Genomic DNA, 19,494 nt, shown 5'->3' on the forward strand with positions numbered 1-19,494 from the left:
GTGCAGGATAATCTCCCGAGTTCCCGCTTGCGGAAAGGAACCTCGAAAACATACGGTGTTCATACGCGAGGTTCTCCTGTGGAGGGTGGGACATGACGGAAGTTCTTGTGCAGGTGGGTACGGAGGAGCGGGTTCCTCCCGTGGCCAGGGTGGTGGAGCACCCGGCATGGCCCGTGCTCAAGGATGCCGTGGAGGAGATCCGCCCCTGGCAGTCCAAGGACGGGTCCATCGACTTCGAGGCGGACGACGCCCCCGACGCCTCCGACGTCGACCTGGCCGTGCGCCGGGCGATAGACGCGATCGAGCGGCTCTCCCCGCTGGTGCCCCACGACGTCGCGTACCACGAGGCGCTCGTGAAGGATCTGCGCCGCTGGGCCGACGGCGGCTTCCAGGTGCCCGACTTCCTCGACTCGCTGCTGGCCTTCCAGCCCGCCGCGAACCGCGAGGACGGCCTCCAGCACCTGGTCTTCTTCCCCATGTACACACAGAACGGCAACCTGGACCGCAACTTCGAGGCGGTCGTGCTGCGCATGGTGTGGCCCGATTGGCTGGCCGAGCTGGAGCGCACCCGCTACGACAACCCGCTGTTCTGCGGCATCACGTTCGAGGACTTCACCGCGGGTTACGACACCAACTCGGCCGTCCTCTTCCCGGAGACGATCGCGGTGCGCGAGGCTCCCGAGCGCTTCTCCTGGGGCGGCATCTTCTGCGACCGCGAGGCCGCGCGCTTCCGTGCCGTCACCGAGGCCGCCGTGGACATCCTGGGCCTCGAGCTGCCCGAGGACATCGCCGCCATGGTCGACGACCAGGAGCGCTGCGAGCAGGCCTTCGTGCTCTGGGACATGGTCCACGACCGCACCCACAGCCATGGGGACCTGCCGTTCGACCCGTTCATGATCAAGCAGCGCCAGCCGTTCTGGATGTACGGCCTGGAGGAGCTGCGCTGCGACCTCACCGCCTTCAAGGAGGCCGTGAAGCTGGAGTCCGAGGGCAACGCGCACGGCCGCGACGTGCAGTACGCCGTGCTCTTCGACCGGATGTTCCGCTTCCCCGTCACCGGCGACCGCGTCCGCAACTACGACGGTCTCGGCGGCCAGCTCCTCTTCGCCTACCTGCACAAGCACGACGTCGTCCGCTGGACCGACAACAAGCTGCACATCGACTGGCAGCGCGCCCCGCAGGTCACCAACCAGCTGTGCTCCGAGATCGAGGACCTCTACCGGGCCGGCATCGACCGCCCGAAGCTCGTCCACTGGTTCAAGGCGTACGAGCTGGTCTCCACCTACCTCGCCCCGCACCCGGGCTCCCGCTGGGCCAAGGGTCCGGACGCCCTCGACCTGTCCCAGCAGCCCCGCAAGCTCGTCGACGACGTGCTTCCGGACGAGTTTCCCCTGAGCATGTTCTATGAGGCGCTCTCCAAGAAGCTGAAGAACGTGATCGCCTCCACCAAGGGCATCGTGGCCGGCTCCGATCGGGTCGCCGCGTGACCGACCGCGGTAGCCAGAACATTGCTCAGGAGGCGAAGACCATGGGGAACGGGGCTCTCAGCGGTGCGGTGATCGCGGTGGCGGGTGCGGGTGGACCCGCCGGCCGGGCGGCACTGCTCGCACTCGCCGAGGCGGGCGCGACCGTCATCGGCGCGGACAACGACCCGGAGCGGCTGGCGGAAGCCGTGGACGCGGCTCGCTACGCGCACGGCGGCTCAACCGTCGTCGGCGACACCGTCGACCTGCTCGACCTGCAGTCGACCCGTGACTGGGCCACACGCATCCAGAAGGACTTCGGCCAGGTGGACGGCCTCGTCCACCTCGTCGGCGGCTGGCGCGGCAGCGAGACCTTCACCAAGACGGTTCTCGACGACTGGGACCTGCTCGAACTGCTGCTCATCCGCACCGTGCAGCACACCACGCTCGCCTTCCACGAGGCGTTGCAGAGCAGCGACCGCGGCCGGTACGTCCTGATCAGCGCCGCCGGCGCGAGCAATCCCACCGCGGGTAACGCCGCCTACTCCGCGGCCAAGGCCGCCGCGGAGGCGTGGACGCTGGCGATGGCGGACTACTTCCGCAAGGCCGGGATCGCCGAGGGCGCGGACGGCCCGACGTCCGCTGCTGCCATCCTGGTGGTGAAGGCGTTGGTGCACGACGCGATGCGCGCCGAGCGGCCGAACGCGAAGTTCGCGGGCTTCACGGACGTCAAGGAACTGGCCGAGTCCATCGTCGGCGTCTGGGACCGGCCCGCCGGTGAAGTGAACGGGAAACGTCTGTGGCTGACCGAGAAGCCGTGAACCCTCCGAAGACCGACGCCCGGCGTCATCACGACCCGGCCGTCCGCGGTTTCGCCAGTGACAACTACGCGGGGGCCCACCCCGAGGTGCTCGCCGCGCTGGCCCTGGCCAACGGCGGGCACCAGGTCGCGTACGGCGAGGACGACTACACGGAGAACCTGCAGGGGATCATCCGCAGTCACTTCGGTGCCGGCGCGGAGGCCTTCCCGGTCTTCAACGGCACCGGCGCGAACGTGGTCGCGCTCCAGGCGGTCACCGACCGCTGGGGCGCGGTGATCTGCGCGGAGAGCGCGCACATCAACGTCGACGAGGGCGGCGCTCCCGAGCGGATGGGCGGCCTCAAGCTGCTCACGGTGCCCACGCCCGACGGCAAGCTCACACCCGAACTGATCGACCGGCAGGCGTACGGCTGGGACGACGAGCACCGTGCGATGCCGCAGGTCGTCTCGATCACCCAGAGCACCGAACTGGGCACGCTCTACACGCCCGGTGAGATCCGCGCGATCTGCGACCACGCCCACGCGCACGGCATGAAGGTGCACCTGGACGGGTCCCGGATATCCAACGCGGCCGCCTCCCTGGACGTCCCTATGCGGACCTTCACCAACGCGGTCGGCGTCGACATCCTGTCGCTGGGCGGCACGAAGAACGGCGCGCTGTTCGGCGAGGCCGTCGTCGTCCTGAACCAGGACGCCGTCAGCCACATGAAGCATCTGCGCAAGCTGTCGATGCAGCTCGCCTCCAAGATGCGCTTCGTCTCGGTGCAGTTGGAGGCGCTGCTCGCCAAGGACCTGTGGCTGCGCAACGCCCGGCACGCCAACGAGATGGCGCAGCGCCTGGCCGAGGGCGTCCGCGCCGTGCACGGAGTGGAGATCCTCTACCCGGTGCAGGCCAACGCGGTCTTCGCCCGGCTCCCGCACGACGTGAGCGAGCGGCTGCAGAAGCGCTACCGCTTCTACTTCTGGGACGAGGCGGCCGGCGACGTCCGCTGGATGTGCGCCTTCGACACGACCGAGGACGACGTCGACGGGTTCGTCGCCGCGCTCAAGGAGGAGATGGCCCAGCAGTAGCCGGGCGCTCCGGGGGTTCGCCGGGCGGGTACGCACGCGCCGTCACGCAGGCGTCTTCACACACCAGGCAGTGGCGCATAGGTATGCGGTCACCTGAAAAGTCATTGACTCTCGGGTGGCCGCATTTCTATGCTCTACGGGCATGGAGCTGATCCAGAAAACCAGCGACCTGTCCGCCTACCTGGCCGCCGACGAGGTGGTCGACCACTATCATCCGCTCGTCCGCGAGACGGCCGCACGGCTCGCCGCGGGGGCTGTCGACTCGTATGCCTATGCGCGTTCGGCGTTCGAGTTCGTGCGGGACACCATTCCGCACTCGTACGATTCCGGTGACGCGCGGGTCACCTGGCGCGCCTCCGACGTGCTGGAGCAGCGCACCGGCATCTGTTACGCCAAGGCCCACGCGCTGGCCGCGCTGCTGCGGGCCGAGGACATTCCGACCGCGTTCTGCTACCAGAAGTTCGAGGAGGTGCACGGTCTCGTCGCCGTACGCCTCGACGGTGCCTGGCACCGGCAGGACCCTCGCGGCAACAAGCCGGGAGTGGACGCGCAGTTCTCCCTCGACGGCGAACGGCTGGCCTTCACGCCGGACTCGGAGTGCAATGAGGTGGACTATCCGGAGTTGTACGCTGAACCCCACCCGGTCGTGGTCGGCGTCCTGAAGGCCGCGCCCGGCCTGCTGTCCTTGTCACGGACGCTCCCCACCGCACTCTGAGGCGAGGCAGACGACGAATCTCACGCTCACCGTGTCCGACGAGGTGCGCGTCCTCGCGCCCGGATTCACCCATGTCGCCGTCGAGGCGGACGGACTGGTCAACGGACCCAGCACCGAGGGGACTTCGGCGCTCCTGGACGACGCGGCCCGGCGGCTGGCCGGACGGCTGGAAGGGCGGGCTCCGCACGAGGACCCGCACATGGCGGCCTGGCGGGAGGTCTACACGGCGTTCGGCTCCAAGCCCTCGCGCACCCGCAACTCCGCTGAGGCGCTGGCCAAACGCGCGCTGTCGGACGGGGGCCTGCCGCGGATCAACGTCCTCGTGGACGTCTACAACGCGATCAGTGTGGCCCACCTGATCCCCGTCGGCGGTGAGGACACCGACCACATCCGGGGTGCGATGCGCCTCGTGCGCGCCACGGGCCACGAGGACTTCGTGACCGTCGCGGGCGGCGCGGAGACCGTCGAACACCCCGACGCGGGCGAGGTGGTGTGGCGCGACGACACCGGCGTCACCTGCCGCCGCTGGAATTGGCGCCAGGGACCGCGCACCCGGCTCACGGAGCAATCCGCCTCGGCCCTCTTCCTGTTGGAGAGCCTGGCCCCGATGCCGGTCGCCGACGTCGAGGCCGCGGGCGCCGAACTCGCCGAGCTGCTCCAGAAGTTCAGCCCCGGGGCGCGGATCACCGTCCACGCCCCGGAATGACGGCTCGGCGCGGGGCGCGCCGTACGGGACGGTTCAGCGCTTCTCGGCCGCGCGTACCTCTTCGGGGGTCGGCGCGGTGCCGCCCAGGTGGGCGGGCATCCACCAGGTGTCGTCCGGCCCCTTGGGGCGTACGGGATAGGCCCGCTGTGCCGCTTCGAGCAGCTCCTGGACCCGCTCGCGCAGCCGCCGGGTGATGGCGCCCGCGTACTGGTCCTGCGGGGCCTCCATCGGCTCGCCGACCCGGATGGTGATCGGGGTGTGGCTGCGCTTGAAGTTGCGCGGGTGGCCCTTGGTCCACAGCCGCTGCGTACCCCACAAGGCCACGGGGATGAGCGGGACGCCGGCCTCCTGGGCCATACGCGCGGCACCCGACTTGAAGCTCTTCAGAGTGAAGGACTGCGAGATGGTCGCTTCGGGGAAGACGCCGACGATCTCACCGGAACGCAGCGAGTCCAGCGCGTGCTGGTAGGCGGTCTCGCCCTGCTGACGGTCCACGGGGATGTGCTTCATGCCCCGCATCAGCGGACCGGAGATCTTGTGCCGGAAGACCGACTCCTTCGCCATGAAACGCACCAGGCGCTTCTGCGGCAGAGTGGCCAGACCGTCGAAGATGAAGTCCAGATAACTGATGTGGTTGCTGACCAGCACGGCGCCGCCCGAGCGCGGAATGTTCTCCGATCCCTTGCAGTCGATCTTGAGGTCCCACGCCTTGAAGAGCGTTTGGGCGAGGCCGACGACGGGACGGTAGACAAGCTCTGCCATGGACGGGGTGGACCCTTCTCTCTGCCTGGGAAGGGGTCTCCCGGCGGGAAAGTTACGCAGCCGTAGGTTTACGGCAATGCGCAGATCGTGCCCGAAGAACGGACGAGTGGCCAGCCCTGGTGCCGTGGAGCGGCGAGATCCTCGTCACGTCGCCCACTTGATCCACCTCGGGGTTTTAACCCGTCTTTACTTGGCGCGTACCGTCACGCGGCGCACAACCAGGTACATCTCACACCCGAGGCAGTACCCGAACGCAGCATTGAGAAACGCCGCCCCGAGAGCGCACCCGGTCGCCGCCGACCCCAGCCACTGCGGGCCCGCGGTCCAGCCGATCAGACCCACCACCGCGAAGGCGAGCCCGACCGCCTGCGCGAACCGCGGGGGCTCCGGCGCCTCGAACCCGGTCGGCGGCCCGAGTCGCGGCCGTACGGCCTTCCTGAAGACCCAGCCGTACGGCGAGCGCGTCACGCCGCCCGCCGCGCCCAGGGCGAAGGCCAGCGTCTGCCACGCCAGCAGCCAGACGCTCCCGGTGATCAGCGTCACCGCCAGTACGACGGTCGTCACGGCCGCACCGAACCGCGGCCCCCTCGTATCGATGTCCATGAATCAAGCATTCCGTATGCAGGGCTCAGGGTGACCCCGGGAATCTTTGCGGTCTCATGAATGCTTGTGCATGTGATGAACGGACTTGTGGTGTGCGTGGTGGTGCTCGCGGCGGCGAGTGTCTACGGAGTGCTGCACCGGTGGCGGAGCGGGAGAGTGCGTGTGCGCGGGCGCGACGGCGGAAAGCGGCTCGGCGTGGCGGAGTTGGGGGAGGCCCTCGGCGAACGGGCCACGCTCGTTCAGTTCTCGAGTGCCTTCTGTGCCCCCTGCCGGGCGACCCGGCGGGTGCTCGGCGAGGTGGCCGGCCTCGTTCCCGGGGTGTCGCATGTGGAGATCGACGCCGAGGACCACCTCGACCTCGTACGCGATCTCGGCATCCTGAAGACACCCACCGTGCTCGTGCTCGACTCCGACGGACGGATCGTGCGGCGAGCGACGGGGCAGCCGCGCAAGGCGGACGTCATCGCCGCGCTCGGAGAGGCGGTCTGACCCGTGGCGATCATGGTGAGGCATCTCCCATATGCCGGCACGCCCTTGACTGCGCCCGTCGCCTCTCGTCAGCCTGACCGTATGTCACCGGAAATCCTTCTCCCCGAGCTCGTCGACGTGGACCCGGCCCGCACCGCGGGTGCGCGCGGTCCGGGCTGTTGAGCAGCCAAGGATCGCTCCCCGCCCTCGGTTCCGCCCGAGCGGCGGGAACCTCACGTCGGCTCTCGCAGAAGGACAGCTCCATGACGGCCACGCCCGGCCTCGGCACTCCACGGCCCGCCTCCCCGGATCTGCTGCGCTCGGTGTTCCGGCGGCACGCGGCCGGTGTCGCCGTGATCACCGCCTCGGGCGCCCGCGGTCCCGTCGGTTTCACCGCCACCTCGCTCACCTCGGTCTCCGCCGACCCCCCGGTCGTCTCGTTCGGCATCGGCACCGGAGCCTCCAGCTGGCCGGCGATATCCGAGGCCGGCCATGTCGGCGTCCATGTGCTCGGCGAACACCAGCGGGAGCTGGCCGCCACCTTCGCCCGCAGTGGCGCCGACCGGTTCGGCGCGCCCACCCGTTGGCGTAACGGACCCGAGGAAGTTCCCGTACTCGACGACGTCCTCGCCTGGCTGGTGTGCCGCGTCGTGGCGCGGGTACCGGCGGGGGACCACCGCATCGTCCTGGCGGAGGTCGTGCTGGGCGATCACTCAGGTGTGGGCGGCCCCCTTCTGTACCACCAGGGCCGGTTCAACGGACTGCGCGACTGAACCCGCAGGCCGGGTCGTCCGCCGTGCTACTCGCCAGTTCTACTCGCCGGTTACACACAGTTGCGAAGGTCACAGTCCAAAGCGCTTGCTTAGTGGGCCTCCGATGGGTGTACTGGTGAGTAATATTTCGTTCGGAGCGCGGGCCGCCCCGACCGGGATCGCCCGCTTCAGGCGCCTATGCTGCCTGAAAGAAGGCAGCCCAGAAATGACGATGCAGTAGGAGAGCCGGCGTGAGCTTGAGGATCGTTGTCACTGTGAAGTACGTGCCCGACGCCACTGGCGACCGGCACTTCGCCGATGACCTGACCGTCGACCGTGACGACGTGGACGGCCTGCTGTCCGAGCTCGACGAGTACGCCGTCGAGCAGGCGCTGCAGATCGCCGACGCGGCGGACGACGCCGAGATCACCGTGCTGACCGTCGGCCCCGAGGACGCCAAGGACGCGCTGCGCAAGGCGCTGTCCATGGGTGCCGACAAGGCCATCCACGTCGAGGACGACGACCTGCACGGCACCGACGCCATCGGCACCTCGCTGGTGCTGGCCAAGGCGATCGAGAAGGCCGGCTTCGACCTGGTCGTCTCCGGGATGGCGTCCACCGACGGCACCGCCGGTATCGTTCCGGCGCTGCTGGCCGAGCGCCTCGGTGTCCCGCAGGTCACCCTGCTCTCCGAGGTGACGGTCGAGGACGGCGTGGTCAAGGGCCGTCGTGACGGCGACAGCGCCTCCGAGCAGCTTCAGGCCTCGCTGCCCGCGGTCGTGTCGGTGACCGACCAGTCGGGCGAGGCGCGTTACCCGTCCTTCAAGGGCATCATGGCCGCCAAGAAGAAGCCGGTTCAGGCCTGGGACCTTGAGGACCTGGGGATCGAGACGGACGAGGTCGGTCTCGCGGGTGCCTGGACCAAGGTCGACTCCGCCACCGAGCGTCCGGCGCGCACCGCCGGAACGATCGTCAAGGACGAGGGCGAGGGCGGCAAGCAGCTCGCCGAGTTCCTCGCGGGCCAGAAGTTCATCTAGTCGCCGAGGGTCCGGGTCTTGCTCCCGGACCGTTGCAGCGGCCACGGCCCACCCCGCTCACCGCCCCTCAGACTTCGTAATCCGCAGGAGCATTCCCATGGCTGAAGTTCTTGTCTATGTCGACCACGTGGACGGTGCCGTCCGCAAGCCCACTCTGGAGCTGCTGACGCTGGCCCGCCGCATCGGCGAGCCCGTCGCCGTCGCGCTGGGCTCCGGTGCCCAGAACACCGCCGCCGTGCTCGCCGAGCACGGTGCGGTGAAGGTCCTCACGCACGACGCCGCCGAGTACGCCGACTACCTCGTCGTGCCGAAGGTGGACGCGCTGCAGGCCGCGTACGAGGCCGTCTCCCCGGCCGCCGTGCTCGTGCCGTCCTCCGCCGAGGGCAAGGAGATCGCGGCCCGCCTCGCGGTCCGTATCGGCTCGGGCATCATCACCGACGCCACCGACCTGGAGGCCGGCGTGGAGGGTCCGGTGGCCACGCAGTCCGCGTTCGCCGCCTCCTTCACCACCAAGTCCCGCATCTCCAGGGGCGTCCCGGTCATCACGGTCAAGCCGAACTCGGCCGCCGTCGAGGCCGCCCCGGCCGCCGGCGCCGTCGAGGCCCTCGCGGTTGTCTTCTCCGAGAAGGCCACCGGCACCAAGGTCACCGCCCGCACCCCGCGCGAGTCGACCGGCCGCCCCGAGCTGACCGAGGCCGCGATCGTCGTCTCCGGCGGCCGTGGCGTCAACGGCGCCGAGAACTTCTCGATCATCGAGAACCTGGCCGACTCGCTCGGTGCCGCCGTGGGCGCCTCGCGTGCCGCGGTCGACGCCGGCTGGTACCCGCACACCAACCAGGTCGGCCAGACCGGCAAGTCCGTCTCGCCGCAGCTCTACATCGCCTCCGGCATCTCCGGCGCCATCCAGCACCGCGCCGGCATGCAGACCTCGAAGACGATCGTGGCGATCAACAAGGACGCCGAGGCGCCGATCTTCGACCTGGTCGACTACGGAGTGGTCGGCGACCTCTTCGACGTCGTCCCGCAGCTCACCGAGGAGATCAAGGCCCGCAAGGGCTGATCCCGCAGCGCTGTACGAGGCCCCCGTGACCGGACACCGGTCACGGGGGCCTTCGTTCGTCCCGGCGGTCAGTGAGACCCGCACGGGCGGCGTGGTCGTTCGGGAACCGGCCGTCCAGCGAGAGAGTGGGGCCCAGCGGAGTGTCCCGCGATCCAAGAGGGTGTTGACCCGCGGGAAGCTCGCCGGATAACTTCGTTCTACGGATTGTTGATTCCGCACTGCGGAAAACAGGAGGGTGTGGGATGGGTCAGGGTCAGCAGGAGAAGGTGGCGACGAGCCTCGCGGGCGCCGTCACCGAAGCGATCAGCACCTCTCTCGCCCCCGTCGACGCCGAACTGGAACGCCGCTACCCGGGCGACCCGGGCACCCGGCAGCCCGTCCACACCGTGTACGTCCCCGGAGACGCGTTCGCCGCCGACACCATCCGCACCTGGGGTGACCGCGCCCTCGCCGCCCTCGACGAACACGCCCCGGACGCCGCGTCCTTCGCCGCGGTCCTCGGCCTCACGGACGAACTCGCCGGGCCCGTGTACGACCGTGTACGGGCCAAGCTGGAGCGCGAACCCGTCGAGGACCTGCGCGTCGACTTCGAGGACGGCTACGGCCCGCGCCCGGACGCCGAGGAGGACGTGGCGGCGGCCCGCGCGGCCCGGCTGATCGCCGAGGCGTACGAGAACGGCACCGCGGCCCCGTACATGGGCATCCGCATGAAGTGCATGGAGGCGCCGGTCCGCGACCGGGGCATCCGTACCCTCGACATCTTCCTGACGGGCCTCATGGAGGCGGGCGGTCTGCCCGACGGGCTCGTCCTCACGCTGCCCAAGGTGACGTACGCGGAACAGGTGTCCGCCATGGTCCGGCTCCTTGAGGAGTTCGAGAAGGCGCGTGGCCTGGAGCCCGGCCGGATCGGCTTCGAGATCCAGATCGAGACCAGCCAGTCCATCCTCGCCACGGACGGCACCGCCACCGTCGCCCGCATGATCCAGGCCGCCGAGGGCCGCGCCACCGGACTGCACTACGGAACCTTCGACTACAGCGCCTGCCTCGGCGTCTCCGCGGCCTACCAGTCGAGCGACCACCCGGCCGCCGACCACGCCAAGGCGATCATGCAGGTCGCCGCCGCCGGTACCGGCGTACGCCTCTCGGACGGCTCCACCAACGTCCTGCCCGTCGGCCCCACCGAGAAGGTCCACGACGCCTGGCGCCTCCACTACGGCCTCACCCGCCGCGCCCTGGCCCGCGCCTACTACCAGGGCTGGGACATGCACCCCGGCCACCTCCCGACCCGCTACGCGGCCGTCTTCGCCTTCTACCGCGAGGGCTTCGAGCAGGCCGCCGCCCGCCTCTCCCGCTACGCCGGCCACGCGTCCGGAGACGTGATGGACGAACCCGCCACCGCCAAGGCCCTCAGCGGCTATCTGCTGCGCGGCCTGGACTGCGGCGCCCTGGACATCCCGGAAGTCGCCCGCGCGACGGGCCTGACCCGACCCGAACTGGAGGCCTTCGCGGCACCGCGGCGAGGGGATCTGACGGTTTCGGGCCGGTAGCGCGGGCCGCCGCGCCGGGCAGGCGGGCGGGACGGCGGCCAGTCGGCGCCGCGCGGGGCGCACTGGTTGGGCCGGGCCGCCGGGACAGCCCCGCGGACGGGTGCGCGGAGCCTCGGCGAGACCCGGCGCCCGAGCGGGCGGACGCCGGTGCCGTGATGGCTCAGCGCGCCGGCGGCAGTTCTCCGGAACCCCGGGTGATCAGCCGGGTCGGGAGTTCGATGCGCTCCGGAGCGATGAGGTTGCCGTCGAGCTGGCGGAAGAGGCGTTCCGCGGCGGTGCGGCCGAGGGCGGCGGCGTCCTGGGCGACGACGGTGACGCCCGGTTCCAGGAGGTCGGCGAGCTCGATGTCGTCGAAGCCGACGAGGGCGACGGGGCGGCGGCGCTCGGCGATGACACGGACGACGGTCACGGTGACCCGGTTGTTGCCCGCGAAGACCGCGGTGACGGGCGAGGGGCCGGAGAGCATGTCCTCGGCCGCCTTGCGCACCCGCTGCGGATCGGTGACCCCCAGCGACATCCAGCTGTCCTCGACCGGTATCCCTGCGTCCTCCATGGCGGCCCGGTAGCCGCGCAGCCGCTCGGCGGCGGTGTGGATGCGCGGCATGTCGCCGATGAAGCCGATCCGGCGGTGGCCGTGCGCGATGAGGTGGGCGACACCGTCCCGGGCTCCGCCGAAGCTGTCCGACAGGACGACGTCGGCGTCGATCCTCCCGGCCGGGCGGTCCACGAAGACCGTGGCGATGCCCGCCCTTATCTCCGGTTCCAGATAGCGGTGGTCGTCGCCGGCCGGGATCACGACCAGCCCGTCCACGCGGCGCGCGCAGAGCGCGAGGACCAGTTCCTGTTCGCGGTCCGGGTCCTCCGCGCTGGAACCGTTGATCAGCAGGGCTCCGTGTGCGCGGGCCACCTCCTCGACCGCGCGGCTCAGCGGCCCGTAGAACGGGTCCGCGAGGTCCTCCAGGACCAGCCCGATGCTCGCGGTACGGCCCTTGCGCAGCACCCGGGCACTGTCGTTGCGACGGAAGCCCAGCGCCTCGATGGCCTCCTGGACACGCCGCTCGGTGTCCGGGGTGACCCCGGGCTCGGCGTTGACCACGCGGGAGACCGTCTTCAGACCGACTCCCGCACGCGCCGCCACGTCCTTCATGGTCGGACGGTTTCCGTAGCGGTTCTCGGATCGGCGGGCGGTCTCGGCCACGATGTGCTGTCCTGTCCTGTCGTCCACGGGGATGCGTAGGTCCATGGGGTTGTATGAGGATGTGGCGACGAGCATAGAGCCTGGACAACGTTGTCAGATGCGGGAGACACTGTCCACCGCAATCTCCGGCCTGCGCCTTCCCCAGGGCGCACGGTCCCCGTGGTCCGCCGCCGCCCTCCGCGCGGCGTACGACAGGGCCCGATCCTGCCCCGTTCCCGGCCGGGGACCCGGGCCCGCGGCGCGGCGGGCCCGTCACGACACCCCATGGGAGACCTGACTCTGATGCACACCGACCTCGTGGCCGCGCTCGACATCGGCGGCACCAAGATCGCCGGAGCGCTGGTGGACGGCCACGGCCGGATTCTCCTGCGCGCGCAGCGCGCGACGCCCGCGCGGGAGGACGGCGACACCGTGATGCGCGCCGTCGAGGACGTCATCGGCGAGCTGACGGTCTCCCCGCTGTGGAGCAGGGCCGGAGCCCTCGGTATCGGCAGCGCGGGCCCGGTGGACGCCTCCGCCGGCACCGTGAGCCCGGTGAACGTGCCCGGCTGGCGCGGCTACCCGCTGGTCGAGCGGGCCGCCAAGGCCGCGGGCGGACTGCCCGTCGAGCTGATCGGCGACGGGGTGGCGATCACGGCGGCCGAGCACTGGCAGGGCGCTGCTCGGGGTCACGACAACGCGCTGTGCATGGTGGTGTCCACCGGGGTGGGCGGCGGGCTGGTCCTGAACGGACGGTTGCACGCCGGTCCCACCGGAAACGCCGGCCACATCGGACACATCAGCGTCGACCTGGACGGCGATCCCTGCCCCTGCGGCTCGCGGGGCTGTGTCGAGCGCATCGCCAGCGGCCCGAACATCGCCCGTCGCGCGCTGGAGGGCGGCTGGCAGCCCGGACCCGACGGCGACACCTCGGCCGCGGCGGTCGCCGAGGCGGCCCGCGCGGGTGACCCGGTCGCCGTGGCCTCCTTCGAACGGGCCGCGCAGGCCCTCGCGGCGGGCATCGCGGCGACCGCGACCCTGGTCGAGATCGACATCGCCGTGATCGGCGGGGGAGTGGGCAAGGCGGGCGAGGTGCTCTTCGCACCGCTGCGCCGCGCGCTGGCCGACTACGCGACGCTGTCGTTCGTCCAGCGGCTGACCGTGACGCCCGCGCTGATGGGCACGGACGCCGGCCTGGTCGGCGCGGCCGCGGCGGCGCTCACCCGGAAGCCGCAAGCGCCCGCGGCCCGCGTCTGACCGGCTGGCGCCGCCTCACGGCCCGAGTCCGACCGTCTGGCGCCCACTCGCGGCCCGTGTCCGACCGGCGGTTCCGGGCGGCCCGGGTTGGACTTGGTGGTCCCGACCGGCGGCCGGTGTCCGATCGGTGATTCAGGGGGCGTGGTCGGTGTCTGGGCGTGGTGGTCCCGGGCTGTGCCTGTTCGGCCGGTGGTTCCGGCCTGCGGCCCCGCGTCTGACCTGGTGTGCCAGGCCGGTGGCTGACTGGTGGTTCCGGCCCGCAGCCGACGTCTGACCGGGGCGGGTCCCGGCGCGCAGCACCACGAAGCGTCGGCTTCAGCAGCGAAGCTCCGCGTCCGGCCGGTTCCGGGTTCGCCCGGTTCAGCTGATGTGGGTTCGGCCGGTCCGCGTGCTCCGAGTCGGTCGCGTCCGAGTCGGTCTCACCCGCACCCGGTGCCGGGTGTGCCCGTCGCGCTGGGTGCCCGGAGTGCCGGGCAGCCAGCGCGACGGGCCGGATGAAGGTGTCCGATCCACCCGTGACTCCGTCCGCCCTCCGTAGTTGAACCGGGCATGAAGAAGCGCAGCATGCTCGCCATCGCCTCCCTCGCCACCGGATTCGTCGTCGCGGCGATCACGCCGTCCCACGCCCTGAGCGGGGACGCCCTGAACGATCTGAACGTCAACGACACGCTCAGCACCGTCGATCACACGGTCGGCAGCGACAACCTGGCGGTCGACGAGGGCGCCCTCGGCGGCCAGAAGAGCTGAAGGATCGCCGCGCGATGCCGGTGCACCCACCACGGGGGCACCGGCGCCGCGTTGTCGGCGCCCCTCATCAGCGGCTGGTTTCCGTGGCAGGGTGGAGCGGGCAAGCCTCAGGGGGCCAACAGAAGAGGGGGAATCGTGATCGTCTGGATCAACGGTTCAACCTGGAAAGTCGCTGGTCAGCGGCTTTCCTGCTGGAACGCCCTCCAGGAACCTAGCCTGAGTTAGCTTCAGTTAGCTTTACTTAGCCCTGGTGGGCAAGATCGTTCTCCCATTCGTCTCCCATGGAGGCACGGAGCGAGCCCCGGCGCTGGCTGTGCTGCCCCGGGACGTTGGTGGCACGCGTGCTGGGTGCTGAACAGGTGAGGGCCTTCTGGGGTCGGTGTGGATTGCGACATCTACGCCCGACCGCAGGAGGCCCTCGTCTCCCACCGTAATGCCCCGCTGACGCCGACCGGCAGGTTGCGTCTGGCGCGCTGCGTCGTCGAGGGCAGCTGGCCGTTGCGGCGGGCCGCAGAAGGTTTCCAGGTCAGCCCCACCGCCGCCGCCCGCTGGGCGAATCGGTACCGGCGGCACGGCGAGGCGGCCTGCAGGAACGCTCCAGCAGGCCTCACGCCAGTCCGCGCCGGGTGTCTGCCGCGGTCAAGCAGCAGGTCGTGCGGCTGCGACGCGAGCACCGGATCGGCCCGGTGAAGCTGGCGGCTCGGAGCGGCGTCGCCGCGTCCGCGGCCCACCGCATCCTCGTCTGGCACCACCTGCCCGCCCTGGCTGCCTGCGACCGGGCCACCGGCGAGCCGGTCCGCCGCTACGAACGCAGCCGACCTGGCAAGCTGGTCCACATCGACGTCAAGAAACTCGGCCGCATCCCCGACGGCGGCGGCCACAAAGTTGTGGGGGGCCCAGGGCGCCGCAACAGGACCGGCACTGGATGCGCCCCCTGCGCGGTCGAGCGGCGCCTGGCCCAGTTTTGAAGCGTCAGCCGCTCGGCCTCCGACAGCATTACAGGTTCCAGCCGGGTATCGCCCAGGCCCACAGCACAGCGTGAAAGCGCGACCTGCCGCAGCCGAACACTGCAATCTGAAACCGAAGACGCCTCCCGTGGCGACCCACGACTTAGCTGAGCAATTCGGCCGGACAGCAGAAACCGACTGGGGAGGCCGCACCGATCACCGAGTTGTCGCAGGTCGCACTCCCCTCTGCGGCGCCGAGTTCCTGCGGCGGGCGGGGTTGCCCGACCCGGACCCGGCATGGGTGGAGGCGTCGACGCTCATCGAGTGGCGCGGCGGTGGCCCGGAAGCCTGGGCGCACTCACCAATCGGTCGTCGCTCGGCCACTCCGTGAGCAGGATCCCGGTCTCCTCATCCGCGAGGGAGATGTGGGCGCCGGGTACGCCCCAGGTGCCGATCCAGGCAGGGATCTGGTCGCGGGCCGCCGCCTCGCTCCCCCATCAGCCGTGCAGCACGCTCTTGTCGCGGAGGGTCAGGGTGAGGTGGAACCGCTCGGCTGCGTCGGTCACGTCAGCCGGATCCCGCGCGGCCGACGCGGCTCTCGGATGATGGCGCCTTTCGTCTCCAATTCACGGAGCTGATAGTGCACTGAGCTGCGGCTGGTCATTCCGACCGCCGCGCCGATCTCGACGACCGTGGGTGCTTCGCCGCGGTCGACGATGGATTCGCGGATGGTGCGGAGGATGTGCTCTTGGACGTCGGTGAGGTAGTCGACCCTGTGTCTGGCCATACACCAAATTAGAGCGCGTGTTCGATTTGTGGCGCAAGCTGGACGCATGCACGACCTGCCACCCGACCTGCCCAGACTCCGCACCCTACGGACCTGGCACGCCCTCTGGGTGGACCGCCTCGACCAGGCGATCGCCGCGGCCGAGCAGGGCGAAGCGGAACGCGAGCACGGACGGCAGGCCCGGCCACCGCAGCCCGACTGGATGATCGAGCACGGCCTCAACGGCGGTCGGCCCGTCTACGTACACCTCGGCCACTGCCACATGAAGGGGAAGCGCAGCAGGAACGCCTCCCGCGACCAGGCACGCCAGGCACTCGCCGAGGGAGTGCCCGCGTGCACGCACTGCCGGCCGGACACGGAGCTCGGCGTGCTGGAGTAGCCCGCCGGGCGGCCACCGGCCGTGCGGATCATGGTGATGACATGGAGTTTCCGGTGGATGTCGCGCTCGCCGAGGCGGTGCCGCGCCTTCCGGTGGGAAGCGGCTGGTGGTACGAGATCAAGTTCGATGGTTCTCCAGACACCTCGTGATGTCTCATTCGGGTCCGCCCGCAGCGGCCGGGGAAGGGCGGCAAGTCGGGCTTCCAGGAAGAGGCGCGACGCGTGCCACTCAGCGGCAGCCCGGCACTGTCCAGGAGAGCACTGTGGTCACGGCTGCTGCTTTGTGCGGCCGGCTGAGGCTTGTTGGGCGTCCGCGCCGGAGCTGACGTGTCGTTGGGTCTCCTGGGGGCCGTGCCAGTCCAGGCACATCACGGTGGCATCGTCTTCGAGCCGGCCGCCGGCAGCGTCACGGACTGCGGACGTCAGCATCAACGCGGTCTCCCGCGGGTGCAGGCCCCGGGTGCGCTCCAGCAGGGCGGGCAGGTCGACCTGCTCCCCGTGCCGTTCGACCATGCCGTCGGTGAACATGAGCAGACGGTCACCATGGCGCAGATCGAGGTCCTGAACGCGGTAGGGGAGGGTCGCGAACTCGGACAGCCCGAAGGGATGGTCCACTTCGCAGGTGATCACCTCCACAGCGCCCTCGCGCATGCGCAGTGGCCAGGGGTGTCCCGCGTTGACGAGCTGGGCCCGCCCGGTGCGGAGATTGATGCGCAGCAGTTGCCCCGTGGCGTGCCCTTGGCCGTGCTCGACCAGGGCCTGGTCGGCGCGGTGGGCCTGTTCGGCCAGGTCGGCTCCAGCGCGGCGGGCGCCGCGCAGGGCACTCACCAGGACCGTGGCGGCGAGGGCGGCGTCGATGTCGTGGCCCATGGGATCGGTCACCGACACGTGCAGCGCGTCCCGGTCCAGGGTGTAGTCGAAGGTGTCGCCGCTGAGGTTTTCGGACGGCTCCAGGCTCCCGCACAGGGTGAACTGCGCGGCCTCGCACGACAGTGACAGGGGGAGCAGCTGGTACTGGATCTCTGCCGCGAGGGTGGGCGGCCTGGAGCGTTTCCCCCAGGTGTAGAAGTCAGTGAAACGCCCGTTGGCGATCACGATGTAGGCCAGGACATGGGCGGCTTCCCCGACCTCATCAAGGATGTCCTCGCCGGGGGCGGCAGGCAGGAGCAGTTCCAGCAGCCCGATCGCATCCCCCCGGTTGGTGACCGGCACGATCACCCGCTGACCCTGACCGGTCGCCTCCTGATACAGCCGCTGGGTACGGATCACCTCCTCGTAGACACTGCCGAACAAAGGGATCCGCTCCGCCTCCCGCCCGTCTGCCGGGGCGGTCGACAGCCGTGCCACCGCCTTGCCCGTCAGGTCGACGATGAGGAATGAGACCTTCGTGGCCTCGAAACGCCGCCGCAGGTCCTCCGCGATCACGTCCACCGCCTCCACCGGCGCCGCTGTCTCCGCTGCCGTCAGCAACCGGGGAAGTCCACTCTGCCCACCACTCACGACCGCAGTTCCTTCCGCCCGCCCCGCCTACCAGCAAGAGAATCACCACGGCGAGCGCCAACACATGAAAAGTAACAATAAGTGCAGATAATTGCGTTATGTGTTCAAGGAAGTGAGTTTGTTTCCTGGCGTCCACTCGCTGACGCGGCCGTCGCGAATGCTCCAGTCGCGAACTCGACGAAGGGGTGGCCGCCTCTGCCCCGCTGTTGGACAGCAAAGCCGAGACGCTCACAGGTGCCCCAGTCCATATCAAGGGGTCCATGGCTCATGAGACATGGCAAAGGCTGGAGAACGACGGATGGCGCTGCCAGATTCACACCGCGACCGGGCGGGTGTGGAGCCGCCACGGCACTGATCTGTCCCGCCCGTTCAGCGATATCGCGCGCGCTGCGTCGAGCCTGCCGGACGCCGTCCTGGACGGCGAGCTGGTCGCGGTCCTCAAGGACGGATCCGGGGTTGCCTTCGACCGGCTGCAGAGCCGGACCGGCAGCCGCGGTCCTCGAACCGGCGCCGACTTCACTGTCCAAGTCGCGCTCTTCGACGTCCTCGCAGTCGGCGAGCAGGACTGGCGCCAGCGCCCGTACACCGAACGCCGTGCCGAACTGCTGCACCTCCTCGAGCAAGGACCGCCCACGCTGCGCGCGGTACCGGCGACCGAGAACCACGAGCAGGCCCTGGACTGGGTCGGTGCACTGGGCGGGGTGGAGGGTCTGGTGTGCAAGAGGGCCGACGGGCGGTACGCGGCGGGCCTGGCTTCGGGTTGGGTGGTGTGGCGCCTGCGCCACACCACCGAAGCGGTGGTCATCGGGGCGACCGGCCGGACTCCGGCGGCCCAAGCCCTCGTCCTCGACCCTGCCCACCCTGATGGTGACCATGTACCGGCACGCGCTGCTCGGCGACGGTTGCCACACGCTGGTGACGACCGGCATCGGATACGGCACTGCCCTGGCCTGCCACCGGCTCGGCGCCGAGCTGGTGACGAGTGTGGACGTCGACCCCTACCTCGTGGAGGCCGCGGCCGGCCGGCTGGCCGTCATCGGACTGCACCCGCACACTTCTGTCTGCGATCTCACCCAGGCGCCCCTTCCCGGCCGGTTCGACCGCATGGTCTCCACCGTGTCGGTCCGGCCCGTCCCCGCCGCCTGGCTTCACGCGCTGCGCCCCGGCGGGCGGCTGGTCACCACCATCACCGGCACCGGGCTGATCCTCGTCGCCGACAAGACACCGGACGGTGGCGCCCGCGGGCACATCGCCTATGACGGGGCCTCGTTCATGAGTACCCGTCACGGCGACGACTTCGACGACACCACCCCGGGGGCCGGGGTGTGGGAGGCATCGGACGGCGACGGCGACGACGTGATGATCAGCCGGTATCCACTGCTGTACGTACCGGACTCCTGGGCGGTGCACTCGATGCTGGAACTTGCGGCCCCGGTATTGAACACCGCACCCAGTGCGGCGACAACGGAGAACGCACCGTCTGGATGGCGCACCCCGACGGCTCCTGGGCACGGGCCTGCGCGGACGGCCCACGCCAGTCACCGATGGTCCACCAGGGCGGCCCGCGCCGTCTGTGGGACCTGCTGGAGGAGATCCGTGACCGCCTCAACACCGTGGGCGAACTGCCCGTCTACGGCGCCACAGTCACGATAACCCCCGACGGCGAGACCACTCTCTCCCGCGGCCGGTGGTCAGCC

The 19,494-nt window shown here is 70.2% G+C and carries 19 protein-coding genes and 2 pseudogenes; 16 read left to right on the forward strand and 5 right to left on the reverse strand.

Annotated features, from left to right (window positions below; genetic code table 11):
- The first annotated feature begins 92 nt into the window (after positions 1 to 92).
- From ACZ4N5_RS19230 to ACZ4N5_RS19250, 5 genes are all read left to right on the forward strand, one after another.
- On the forward strand, positions 93 to 1,487 hold the full coding sequence (locus ACZ4N5_RS19230) for a DUF6421 family protein (RefSeq protein WP_467758244.1): 1,395 nt from the start codon (positions 93 to 95) through the stop codon (positions 1,485 to 1,487).
- 41 nt (positions 1,488 to 1,528) lie between these two features.
- Positions 1,529 to 2,284, forward strand: coding sequence for an SDR family NAD(P)-dependent oxidoreductase (locus tag ACZ4N5_RS19235; RefSeq protein WP_467758281.1), 756 nt, complete (start codon positions 1,529 to 1,531; stop codon positions 2,282 to 2,284).
- Positions 2,281 to 3,354 (forward strand): threonine aldolase family protein, encoded by a 1,074-nt coding sequence (locus ACZ4N5_RS19240; RefSeq protein WP_467758245.1) that lies wholly within the window; start codon positions 2,281 to 2,283, stop codon positions 3,352 to 3,354. Before ACZ4N5_RS19235 ends, ACZ4N5_RS19240 begins: the two co-directional genes overlap by 4 nt.
- 142 nt (positions 3,355 to 3,496) lie before the next feature.
- Positions 3,497 to 4,069, forward strand: coding sequence for a transglutaminase domain-containing protein (locus ACZ4N5_RS19245; RefSeq protein WP_467758246.1), 573 nt, complete (start codon positions 3,497 to 3,499; stop codon positions 4,067 to 4,069).
- Positions 4,070 to 4,100: 31 nt separating this feature from the next.
- Positions 4,101 to 4,775, forward strand: a complete 675-nt coding sequence (locus tag ACZ4N5_RS19250) for a B3/B4 domain-containing protein (protein WP_467758247.1) — start codon at positions 4,101 to 4,103, stop codon at positions 4,773 to 4,775.
- A gap of 33 nt (positions 4,776 to 4,808) precedes the next feature.
- On the opposite strand, the gene ACZ4N5_RS19255 is transcribed toward ACZ4N5_RS19250, so the two are convergent.
- Positions 4,809 to 5,537: a lysophospholipid acyltransferase family protein gene (locus ACZ4N5_RS19255; RefSeq protein ID WP_355839077.1), complete on the reverse strand. Its 729-nt coding sequence runs from the start codon at positions 5,535 to 5,537 to the stop codon at positions 4,809 to 4,811.
- Positions 5,538 to 5,723: 186 nt separating this feature from the next.
- Positions 5,724 to 6,140 (reverse strand): DUF4395 domain-containing protein, encoded by a 417-nt coding sequence (locus ACZ4N5_RS19260; protein ID WP_467758248.1) that lies wholly within the window; start codon positions 6,138 to 6,140, stop codon positions 5,724 to 5,726.
- A 75-nt stretch (positions 6,141 to 6,215) separates the two neighbouring features.
- On the opposite strand from ACZ4N5_RS19260, the gene ACZ4N5_RS19265 reads away from it, so the two are divergent.
- The 5 genes from ACZ4N5_RS19265 (at position 6,216) to ACZ4N5_RS19285 (ending at position 11,004) form a co-directional block, all read left to right on the forward strand.
- Complete coding sequence (locus ACZ4N5_RS19265) at positions 6,216 to 6,629, forward strand: TlpA family protein disulfide reductase (protein ID WP_467758249.1); 414 nt, start codon at positions 6,216 to 6,218, stop codon at positions 6,627 to 6,629.
- 242 nt (positions 6,630 to 6,871) lie between these two features.
- A complete protein-coding gene (locus tag ACZ4N5_RS19270) occupies positions 6,872 to 7,381 on the forward strand; it encodes a flavin reductase family protein (RefSeq protein ID WP_467758250.1) in 510 nt (169 codons plus the stop codon).
- Positions 7,382 to 7,611: 230 nt separating this feature from the next.
- Positions 7,612 to 8,397 (forward strand): electron transfer flavoprotein subunit beta/FixA family protein, encoded by a 786-nt coding sequence (locus tag ACZ4N5_RS19275; RefSeq protein ID WP_467758251.1) that lies wholly within the window; start codon positions 7,612 to 7,614, stop codon positions 8,395 to 8,397.
- A 97-nt stretch (positions 8,398 to 8,494) separates the two neighbouring features.
- Positions 8,495 to 9,457, forward strand: a complete 963-nt coding sequence (locus tag ACZ4N5_RS19280; protein ID WP_467758252.1) for an electron transfer flavoprotein subunit alpha/FixB family protein — start codon at positions 8,495 to 8,497, stop codon at positions 9,455 to 9,457.
- Positions 9,458 to 9,699: 242 nt separating this feature from the next.
- Positions 9,700 to 11,004: a DUF6986 family protein gene (locus ACZ4N5_RS19285; RefSeq protein WP_467758253.1), complete on the forward strand. Its 1,305-nt coding sequence runs from the start codon at positions 9,700 to 9,702 to the stop codon at positions 11,002 to 11,004.
- Positions 11,005 to 11,164: 160 nt separating this feature from the next.
- Here ACZ4N5_RS19285 and ACZ4N5_RS19290 read toward each other — a convergent pair whose 3' ends face one another.
- Positions 11,165 to 12,247 (reverse strand): LacI family DNA-binding transcriptional regulator, encoded by a 1,083-nt coding sequence (locus ACZ4N5_RS19290; RefSeq protein ID WP_467758254.1) that lies wholly within the window; start codon positions 12,245 to 12,247, stop codon positions 11,165 to 11,167.
- Between the two features lie 237 nt (positions 12,248 to 12,484).
- Between ACZ4N5_RS19290 and ACZ4N5_RS19295 the strand changes: the two genes are divergently transcribed.
- From ACZ4N5_RS19295 to ACZ4N5_RS19305, 3 genes and pseudogenes are all read left to right on the forward strand, one after another.
- Positions 12,485 to 13,438, forward strand: a complete 954-nt coding sequence (locus ACZ4N5_RS19295; RefSeq protein ID WP_467758282.1) for an ROK family protein — start codon at positions 12,485 to 12,487, stop codon at positions 13,436 to 13,438.
- A gap of 549 nt (positions 13,439 to 13,987) precedes the next feature.
- Positions 13,988 to 14,185 carry a hypothetical protein gene (locus ACZ4N5_RS19300; RefSeq protein WP_467758255.1) on the forward strand — a complete coding sequence of 66 codons (198 nt, stop codon included), beginning with the start codon at positions 13,988 to 13,990 and terminating at the stop codon, positions 14,183 to 14,185.
- Between the two features lie 393 nt (positions 14,186 to 14,578).
- Positions 14,579 to 15,117: pseudogene (locus ACZ4N5_RS19305) on the forward strand (leucine zipper domain-containing protein); the annotation flags it as partial.
- A gap of 577 nt (positions 15,118 to 15,694) precedes the next feature.
- Here ACZ4N5_RS19305 and ACZ4N5_RS19310 read toward each other — a convergent pair.
- Entirely contained in the window at positions 15,695 to 15,919 is a 225-nt protein-coding gene (locus ACZ4N5_RS19310) for a LexA family protein (RefSeq protein ID WP_467758256.1), read from the reverse strand.
- 46 nt (positions 15,920 to 15,965) lie between these two features.
- On the opposite strand from ACZ4N5_RS19310, the gene ACZ4N5_RS19315 reads away from it, so the two are divergent.
- Positions 15,966 to 16,298, forward strand: a complete 333-nt coding sequence (locus ACZ4N5_RS19315) for a DUF6233 domain-containing protein (RefSeq protein WP_406369749.1) — start codon at positions 15,966 to 15,968, stop codon at positions 16,296 to 16,298.
- A gap of 266 nt (positions 16,299 to 16,564) precedes the next feature.
- Here ACZ4N5_RS19315 and ACZ4N5_RS19320 read toward each other — a convergent pair whose 3' ends face one another.
- Entirely contained in the window at positions 16,565 to 17,797 is a 1,233-nt protein-coding gene (locus tag ACZ4N5_RS19320; RefSeq protein ID WP_466313526.1) for a PP2C family protein-serine/threonine phosphatase, read from the reverse strand.
- Between the two features lie 260 nt (positions 17,798 to 18,057).
- Here ACZ4N5_RS19320 and ACZ4N5_RS19325 point away from each other — a divergent pair.
- Positions 18,058 to 18,549 (forward strand): annotated as a pseudogene (locus tag ACZ4N5_RS19325) (ATP-dependent DNA ligase); the annotation flags it as partial.
- A 112-nt stretch (positions 18,550 to 18,661) separates the two neighbouring features.
- Entirely contained in the window at positions 18,662 to 19,450 is a 789-nt protein-coding gene (locus ACZ4N5_RS19330) for a protein-L-isoaspartate O-methyltransferase family protein (protein ID WP_467758257.1), read from the forward strand.
- Positions 19,451 to 19,494: the final 44 nt, after the last annotated feature.

This window comes from Streptomyces sp. NPDC026500, from assembly GCF_055567635.1.